We start from the raw sequence: 6,411 nt of genomic DNA on the forward strand, positions 1-6,411 counted from the left end.
TTATTTGTATTGGTTGTATTAGGTTAATATACTTGGTGAAATTTAGGCTCAAGGTAGGAAAAAACTGAGGCTAATTAGAAATATTGACAACCATGAATGATGCGCAAACGTTTGATATGATATCTCTTGTTTTATATTTTAAATGAATAGTACCCTTAAAACATATTTTATTAAATCTTTGACACTTGAAGTAAGCTTTAGGCCAAAAGTGGTAAGTTTGGATTTTAGGCCTTACAAGCAGAAACAGACCCTTAACCTGCTGTACAAACATTGCGAAATTTTAGTAGATGACATCAAACGAGACTACCAGGCACACTATGGCCGTGCGCTTAACATCAATAGGGCTTCGTTAGTGGCCGAAATTTGGGGACATTTAATTGCCTACCGGATCTCCTTGGGCATTCAAAAGCATTTTAGGGTTTGGCCAATAACAAAACTGGCTAGGTTTGCTGCCTTTAGAAGTGCTGTAATTGACTGCGGAGAAGCCAAAGTAGATACCAACCGCTGGTTTTGGGACCTTACAGCAGGTATTTTTTTCCGCAAATACAGATAGCTTCACTTACCTCGCCAGGCAACCCAATTGAATTGAACTTTTCAACAAAACAAAATTGAACTTTTTAACAAAGCGTTATTTGTTTTTTATGCTGACTTTTGTATCGTAAATTTATCATAGAGAGAAATAAACAATTCATAACGCATTGAATAACACTGCTAAAAAAGTTATCCTTACTGGTGCTACCGGATTGGTGGGAGAAGGTGTTTTGTTGGAATGCCTCACCAGGCCCCAAATTGCCGAAGTATTGGTAGTTGGCCGGAAAGCCTGCGGCAAAACCCATCCCAAGCTTAAAGAGCTATTGGTACCCAACTTTTTTGGGCTTAACGAGATAAAAAGCCAGTTAAAAGGCTACGATGCCTGTTTTTATTGTGCAGGAATCAGTTCTGCCGGAATGCACGAACAGGATTATCGCTACATCACTTACGATACAACTTTGGCTTTTGCCGATACTTTGCTTGAAATTAATCCAAACCTGGCTTTCTGCTTCATTTCTGGCAGTCATACCGATAGCACAGAGCGAGGTAGAATCATGTGGGCAAGGGTAAAAGGAAAAACCGAAAACGCCCTTGCTGAAATGGATTTCAAAACATTATATCATTTCAGGCCGGGATTTATGAAACCCACCAAAGGCCAACAAAACGTTAAAGGCTATTACAAGGTTATTGGAAAAATGTATGGGCTTTTTAAATGGTTGTTGCCCAACAACGTAAGCACGATGCAAGAGGTTGGCCAAGCAATGATCAATAGCATTGCCATAGGATATCCAAAACAGATTTTAGAAGTTTCGGATATAAAACAGTTAGCCAAACATTAGCGCTCAGGTATCCATGAAAAAAACACTTAAAATATTTAAATACACTATGATCGTATTGTTAAGCTTGGCCTTGCTATTGGCCATTAGCACCTATTTTTATATGCGCTCGCCCAAATTTGGCAAGGCACCCAGCGGTAAACGTTTAGAGCGTATGCTGCAATCTCCCAACTATAAGGACGGCAAATTCCAAAATTTGCACCACACTCCCAGCTTAACGGAGGGCTATTCGATGTTGGGCGTGATGTTCGATATGTTATTCAAAAACCACCCTCGCCGCAAGCCCGTGGATCGTTTGCCTTCGGTAAAAACGGATTTGCAAAACTTGCCCGCCAATGAAAATGTGTTGGTATGGTTTGGCCATTCTTCTTATTTTATGCAAGTGAATGGCAAGCGTTTCTTGGTAGACCCCGTATTCAGCGGAAATGCTTCGCCCCTGCCGGGCACTACCAGATCATTTAAAGGTACAGAAATTTACAGTACAGATGATTTGCCCAACATCGACTACTTGGTAATCAGTCACGATCATTACGATCATTTGGATTATGAAACCATTATCGCCCTAAAATCAAAAGTGAATACCGTAATTTGCGGACTTGGCGTGGGCGAACACTTTGAATACTGGGGCTATTCTCCTGCCCAGCTTATGGAAAGGGATTGGTACGAAGAAATTAACCTAGGCGACGGATTCAAGCTTCATACGGTGCCTGGGCGACATTTCTCTGGCCGTGGTTTTACACGCAACAACACGCTTTGGACTTCCTATATTTTAGAAACGCCAAAAGCTAAGATTTTTATTGGCGGCGATAGTGGTTACGATACGCACTTTAAACAAATTGGAGAGAAGTTTGGCCCTATGGATCTCGCCATTTTAGAGAACGGCCAATACAATGTAGCCTGGCAGGCCATCCACACTTTACCACACGAGACTTTACAAGCGGCCAAAGATTTAAAGGCAAAGCGATTGTTTCCAGTGCACTCTTCTAAGTTCACCTTGGCCATGCACCAATGGGACGAGCCACTCAACGATATTAGCCGATTAGCGGAAGGGAAACTGCCTTTGGTAACGCCTATGATTGGAGAAAAAGTTGAGCTTGACAATAATACGCAAGCATTTAAACAATGGTGGAAAGGAGTTAAATAATGGCTACTGCAGAAATTACCTCTTGTTACATAGGTCCCGAAATTTCGCCAGAGCAATTTATTCCGGAGCATATCTTTATGTTTTTGGCCAAAGGCAATGCCACCGGTTATGATGGCGATAAAAAATACACCATTAAAAGCGGGGAGTATTGTTTGATTAGAAAGAACTATCTGGCCCGCTATACCAAAACGGAAGATAACGGAGCTTTTGAAAAGGTTGTGGTAGTGTTTGACGAAGCTTTCCTGAAACAGTTCCAGCAAAAACATGGCGTTAGGAAAACGGGAACGGTAGCCAAAGGTGCTTTTTATGAACTCCAGAAAACACCTTTAGTCCCTCATTTTGTAAGTTCGCTCATGCCCTACTATCAAGATGGGCATCAAATAGAGGGTGCTTTTGATATGGTAAAACGAGAGGAGCTCCTGCTTGTTTTACTACAAACCAATCCTGATTTGGCCAATGTACTATTTGATTTTGGTATTCCGGCTAAAATAGATCTGGAAGCTTTTATGAACAAAAACTATAAGTTTAACGTTGGGATTGAGCGTTTTGCTTACCTCACAGGGCGTAGCTTGTCATCTTTCAAGAGAGATTTCCTGAAGATATTTGCTGAAACGCCTAGCCGATGGCTCATCCAAAAACGGTTAAAGGAGGCGCATTTCCTCATCAGCAAGAAACAGCAAAAGCCTTCGGATATTTACTTGGATTTGGGCTTCGAGGATTTGTCGCATTTTTCCTTTGCTTTTAAGAAGCTGTTTGGCTATGCACCCACCAAATTGGCAGAGAGCTAATTGTTCACATCTGCTTAGCAGTTCCAGCAAAGATGCATGGTTTATGGTGTCACTACTTCGTGGTTGTGCGCCAATCCAATATCCTTTAATAATGGCTGTCCTTCTGACCTAACCTTCCAAATCCATCAGCAAAAAGCATAATATCCAGGTAGCCCAGCCAACAACCATATTCATCCGAAGCACCAACAAGTGAAACCACGAAATGGTGATATTATGATAGCAAATGCAGGAACAATGCGATGGCCCCTGAAAGGGTGACACAAAGCAGAAGACCCCAACAAAAAGAGACGAACAAGCGACAAGAAAAGCACTAGCTACATAAAGGGAGAAACCAACCGCAGTACCCTTTCCAAGCCCTTGATCCATAAGGAACGCTTAATCCAGCGAGTATAAAACAGTTGCTCGCTATGCTTCAAATCCTCATAAAATGCGTTACGCAACTGCTCGGCAATCTGGGTATCGTAAATGAGCGTAGATACTTCAAAATTCAGGTCAAAGCTCCTCAAATCGAGATTTGCCGTGCCCACCGATGCCAGCACCCCATCAACCACAAAAGTTTTGGCATGGATAAAACCCCGTTTATAAAGGTAAATTTTTACGCCAGCCTGTAACAGCTCCTCAAAGTAAATCCGCGACACACTGTCCACAATTCTCGAGTCGCCTTTTTCGGGCACTAAAAGCTTCACATCAATGCCCCCCATGGCCGCCATGAGCAAGCTTTGCTGTAAAGTTTCGTCGGGGATAAAATATGGCGTAGTGAGCAATATTTCCGACTTGGCGGTATGAACGGCCTGCAAGGTTGCAAACAGAATATTGGGCAGGTCTGAATCGGGTCCGCTCGAAATCACCTGCAACTTGCCCTGTCCGTGCACCTCCATCTGGTTAAAAGGGAAGTACTGATCTCCGGAAACCGACAGATGTTCATCGCTACAAAAGTTCCAATCTGACACAAAAACTTGTTGCAGGGCCATGGCGCCTGTTCCTTTAATACGAAGGTGCGTATCTCGCCAATAGGTTCGGTTACGGGAAGCGTTAATGTACTTGTCGCTCACGTTAATACCGCCGGTGTAGGCCACAATACCATCAATAATAACAATTTTACGGTGATTGCGGTAGTTGAGCCTATTGGCCAATAGCAACAAGCGCACTTTGTTAAAGGGATAAGCTTCTGCTCCATTGCGCTTAAGTTCTCTGACAATATTTCTACGGATGCCCTTACTGCCAAAATCATCGTAAATTACCCTCACCTTAACCCCCTGTTGGGCTTTTGCAATCAATATTTCCTTAATGGTATTGCCTATTTCATCATTTTCATAGATGTAATATTCGATATGGATGTGGTGTTTGGCCCCTTGTAGATCAGCAATAAGGGCTGGAAATTTTTCTTCTCCATTAAATAACAGTTGGAAATTGTTATTAGGTAACAGAAAGGCCCGGTTTGATTTCCTATTGGCCAGTAGCTTAATCAAACGTTCAGATTTGAGCAGTACCTCATCGCTATGGATGGCTTCCTCGAGATTATGCGCCTGAAACAACCGATGTACTTCTTTCTTGAATTGTTCATCCACGTTCAGCTTTCTATCGTACATTTTCCGCTTGCGGTAATTTACGCCAAAGGAGAAATAAAAGACGATGCCAATAACCGGTACAAATATGGCAAACAACAGATAGGCCAGGGTTTTACTCCCTGAACGGGTATCGTAAACAATACGAAAACAGGTAATGCCCAAAATGAGGAGGTAGGCAATTTCGGCGATTAAAATCCAGATGGTTTGTTGCTGCAGCATGTAAGCGCTTGTTTAATCAAATATAGGATAAAACAATTGATGGCCTTTAAGTTTTATAGCAAAACGAATTTTAGGCGATAACTAATGCGCAAATGCGGCTGGTGAAAGTCCATAAAAGCAAAAAGCTCCAACATTTCTGTTGAAGCTTTCTTGCGGTCCGGACGGGACTGATTATATTTTCTTCTCTTTAATCTCTTCATATTTAAAATACCTCTTTAAATAGCAATATACAAACTTTTAGGCAAATAGAAGTAAAGCCAAATTAAAACAAATAAAAATATTTCGTCCCCTCATTCGTCCCCTACTCAAATTATATTTATCTTTAATATATCAACAATGAGGGCATGCCAGAAGCAAAATTTATACTTAAAGAACCAAAAAGCGATAAAGAAACACTAGTTTATCTACAATATCATTTTGACTATAAAAAGCTCAAGTGGTCTACTGGTGAAAAGATACATCCTAAAAACTGGAATGTAGATAAACAGAGGGCTAAGAGCATAAAGACATTTATTGAACATTCAGAATTTAATACCCGTCTAAATAATATTGAAACAGCAGTTAACAATGCATATAGGCGTTTAAAAAACGACGGACAAACTATTACTCCCGAAAGCTTAAAAAAAGAGCTCCTAAAAGATTTACATATAGACAAAGAAGTAAATGTCAAAGTTACTTTAACATCTTTTATTAAAGATTTCATAGAACAGTCTAAAGACAACAAACAGCTTGGAACAATAAGTGTTTACAACACAACATTGAGTCACTTAAATACTTATGCGGAGAAAAAAAGGAAAAAGATTGATTTCGACTCAATCACCATTGATTTTTATCTCGATTTTAAAGAGTTTCTTTTGAAAAAAGGTTTTACCAATAACACAATTGGCAAATACATTAAAACATTAAAAGCTTTTTTACGAGAGGCAGAAGAAAGGGGTATAAATGTGCCTAAAGACTTTAAAAGTAAACGCTTTAAAGTAGACAAAGAAGATGGAGACCATATATACCTTAATGAAGATGAATTAAAAAAGCTTTACTTATTAGAACTCGAACAAGGATATCTTTCTAGGACTCGAGACCTTTTCTTAATTGGATGTTATACAGGTCTAAGGTTTTCTGATTTTAGTCAACTTACTAATGAACATATTTCAACAGATCCAAGTGGTAAGAGCATGATTAAGATTAGAACTCAGAAAACGGGAACACAGGTTTCGATTCCTATGCACCCTATCGTTAAGACAATTATGACAAAATACGGTAACACGCTTCCTAGATGTAGATTATTCCAAAACTGGCCACTGCTTTTTTTGCAAACTGGCCACATC

At 40.3% G+C, this 6,411-nt stretch carries 6 protein-coding genes; 5 read left to right on the forward strand and 1 reads right to left on the reverse strand.

Annotation, left to right across the window (positions count from 1 at the left end):
* Positions 1-178: 178 nt before the first annotated feature.
* The 4 genes from DUT71_RS16435 (at position 179) to DUT71_RS16450 (ending at position 3,299) form a co-directional block, all read left to right on the forward strand.
* Positions 179-553 carry a hypothetical protein gene (locus DUT71_RS16435; protein WP_162796083.1) on the forward strand — a complete coding sequence of 125 codons (375 nt, stop codon included), beginning with the start codon at positions 179-181 and terminating at the stop codon, positions 551-553.
* 145 nt (positions 554-698) lie between these two features.
* Positions 699-1,370, forward strand: a complete 672-nt coding sequence (locus tag DUT71_RS16440) for a Rossmann-fold NAD(P)-binding domain-containing protein (protein WP_113663630.1) — start codon at positions 699-701, stop codon at positions 1,368-1,370.
* Positions 1,371-1,416: 46 nt separating this feature from the next.
* Positions 1,417-2,511: an MBL fold metallo-hydrolase gene (locus tag DUT71_RS16445; RefSeq protein WP_205313971.1), complete on the forward strand. Its 1,095-nt coding sequence runs from the start codon at positions 1,417-1,419 to the stop codon at positions 2,509-2,511.
* On the forward strand, positions 2,511-3,299 hold the full coding sequence (locus DUT71_RS16450; protein ID WP_113663632.1) for a helix-turn-helix domain-containing protein: 789 nt from the start codon (positions 2,511-2,513) through the stop codon (positions 3,297-3,299). Before DUT71_RS16445 ends, DUT71_RS16450 begins: the two co-directional genes overlap by 1 nt.
* A gap of 314 nt (positions 3,300-3,613) precedes the next feature.
* Here DUT71_RS16450 and cls read toward each other — a convergent pair whose 3' ends face one another.
* Positions 3,614-5,086, reverse strand: coding sequence for a cardiolipin synthase (cls, locus tag DUT71_RS16455; protein WP_113663633.1), 1,473 nt, complete (start codon positions 5,084-5,086; stop codon positions 3,614-3,616).
* A gap of 344 nt (positions 5,087-5,430) precedes the next feature.
* Here cls and DUT71_RS16460 point away from each other — a divergent pair.
* The coding region (locus DUT71_RS16460; RefSeq protein ID WP_113663634.1) for a site-specific integrase at positions 5,431-6,411 on the forward strand (981 nt) is incomplete at its 3' end.

Origin of the sequence: Pedobacter nanyangensis (genome assembly GCF_003313505.1) — a bacterium.
Lineage (GTDB): Bacteria > Bacteroidota > Bacteroidia > Sphingobacteriales > Sphingobacteriaceae > Pedobacter > Pedobacter nanyangensis.